Annotated in this window: 2 protein-coding genes; both read right to left on the minus strand. The window is 59.0% G+C overall.

Annotation, left to right across the window (positions count from 1 at the left end; all coding sequences use genetic code 11):
• Positions 1-199: 199 nt before the first annotated feature.
• Positions 200-859 carry an HAD family hydrolase gene (locus IQ273_RS32520; RefSeq protein ID WP_194027209.1) on the minus strand — a complete coding sequence of 220 codons (660 nt, stop codon included), beginning with the start codon at positions 857-859 and terminating at the stop codon, positions 200-202.
• Between the two features lie 129 nt (positions 860-988).
• Positions 989-2,459: aminomethyl-transferring glycine dehydrogenase (gene gcvP / locus IQ273_RS32525; RefSeq protein ID WP_194027210.1), on the minus strand; the 1,471-nt coding region annotated here is incomplete at its 5' end.

Raw genomic sequence — 2,459 nt, forward strand, 5'->3', positions numbered from 1 at the left:
GGTGGGTGCAGGGTTGAAGGTGTACGGTGTACGGTTCAAGGTTTGCCGTGTATCGTACACCGCTCACCGTAGCCCCTTTGAGCCAGTTTGCTTAGTACTCGACGGCTGAAATATACCCACCATTCCGAATTGCTTGGCTCCCTAGCCCCCCTGCTCTCTAGCCTCCGGAGAAGAGTATCTAAACTTGCGCCGCAGAGTACTAGGTTGTCGGTCGCCGAACCAAAATGCCGTGCAGCCCAGCCGCTTTGGCCCCTTCTAGATCGTCATTTTTGCTGTCGCCTACGTGCCAGGCCTGGCTGGCATCGCAGCGGTGCTTTTGCAGGGCGGTGGCAAAAATCAGCGGGTCGGGCTTAGCCGCCCCCGCCTCAGAAGACAGGGTAACCGAACTCAGGTAGGTGGCCAGGTTTAGCTCTTCTAGTACCTGGTACAGCCGGGTATCAAAGTTTGAAATCACCCCCAGGGCAATGCCGCGCCGTCGCCAGCGTTCGAGGGCCGGAGGAACATCCGGGTAGATTACCCAGGGTTCGGCGGTAGCGAAGTGGGCATAGAGATCGGCAAAAAAGCCGTCGAAGTCGACAAAGCGATCGAGTACCCCGGCACTGCTAAAGGTCTGCTGAGTAATGACCCGCCACCAGCAATACTCTTGCTCGGGCACCGTAGCGGGGTCACTACCCGGAAAAGCCATCTCGGGAGCCGCCTCAAAAGCTCGAAAAAAGGCTTGATTAAGGGTCGCCGGATCAGCCTCGATGCCGTGGTGCTGAGCTAGATCAGCATAGATGGCACCAACGCTGCCCTTCACCCCAAACAGGGTGCCAACTGCATCTAAAAAAATCACCTGAGGCTGAGGAATGTTAGCCATCTGCCATTGATCTACAGAACATGAACCCCTTTAGATTAGGAGGAAAGCCTCAACTTGGCGCACGTTTGGCCCGCAAAGTTTGGCTTTCGACTAGAGCAAAATGCCCATGAGGCCTAAGCAAGTCGTGTTTCAAGCTTCACGATAGGCATCCATCCCCACGCAGGAGCAGATCAAGTTGCGATCGCCGTAGGCCTGATCTACCCGGTTCACCGCTGGCCAAAACTTGGCGCTGCGGGTAAACGAGGTTGGAAATACGGCCTGCTCGCGGCTGTAGGGGCGGTGCCACTCAGATACGAGATCTGCGGCGGTGTGTGGGGCGTGTTTGAGCAGGTTGTTGTCGCGATCGCTCTCCCCCACTTCAATCGCCCGAATTTCTGCGCGAATGGCAATCATGGCATCGCAGAAGCGGTCTAGCTCTGCCATCGACTCACTTTCGGTCGGCTCCACCATCAGCGTGCCCGCCACCGGCCACGACATGGTTGGCGGGTGAAAGCCGTAATCAATCAGCCGTTTGGCCACATCCTCCACGCCCACATCGGCAGACTTTTTAAAGGGCCGCAGGTCGAGAATGCACTCGTGGGCCACCCGTCCGTTCTGCCCGGTATAGAGAATGTCGTAATGCTCCGCCAGGCGCTGAGCGATGTAGTTAGCGTTGAGAATGGCCACCTCTGTCGCCTGCTTTAGCCCCGCTCCGCCCATCATGGCTACATACATCCACGAAATGGGCAGAATGCTGGCGCTACCCCAGGGGGCCGAGGTCACCGCGCCAATGCCCTGGCTGCCGCCCACTCCGCTGGCCAGACTGTGCCCCGGCAAATAGGGCACCAGGTGGGCCTTCACCCCAATCGGGCCAACGCCTGGCCCGCCGCCGCCGTGGGGAATGCAGAAGGTTTTGTGCAGGTTGAGATGGCAGACATCGGCCCCAAAGTCGGCGGGGCGGCAGAGGCCCACCTGGGCATTCATATTGGCCCCATCCATGTATACCTGGCCGCCGTGGCCATGAACGATCGCACAGATTTCGGCAATGCCCGCCTCAAATACTCCGTGGGTGGAGGGGTAGGTCACCATCAGGGCCGCCAGGTTTTCGCTGTGTTTCTCGGCCTTAGCCCTGAGGTCGGCCACGTCGATGTTGCCCTCCTCGTCGCAGGCGACGGCCACCACTTTCATGCCCGCCATCACAGCGCTGGCAGGGTTAGTGCCGTGGGCCGACTGCGGAATTAGGCAGACATGGCGGTGGGTATCGCCTCGCTGCTGGTGGTACTCACGAATGACCAGCAGCCCGGTGTACTCTCCCTGGGCACCAGCATTGGGCTGGAGCGAAACGCCGTCAAACCCGGTGATCTCGCCCAGCCAGGTTTCTAAGTCGTTGAACAACTGCTGGTAACCCTGGGCCTGCTCGGCGGGGGCAAAGGGGTGAATTTGGCCAAACTCAGGCCAAGTAACGGGCACCATTTCGGCGGTGGCGTTGAGCTTCATGGTGCAAGACCCCAGCGGAATCATCGCCGTTGCCAGGGAGAGATCTTTGTTTTGCAGGCGGTACAGATACCGCAGCATCTCGGTTTCAGAGTGGTAACGGTTGAAGGTGGGGTGGGTGAGGTAG

This window comes from Nodosilinea sp. LEGE 07298 (assembly GCF_015207265.1).
Lineage (GTDB): Bacteria > Cyanobacteriota > Cyanobacteriia > Phormidesmidales > Phormidesmidaceae > Nodosilinea.

Coding starts and splice junctions, on each gene's coding strand:
- IQ273_RS32520 (WP_194027209.1), bottom strand. CDS start 859: ATGGCTAACATTCCTCAGCCTCAGGTGATTTTTTTAGATGCAGTTGGC.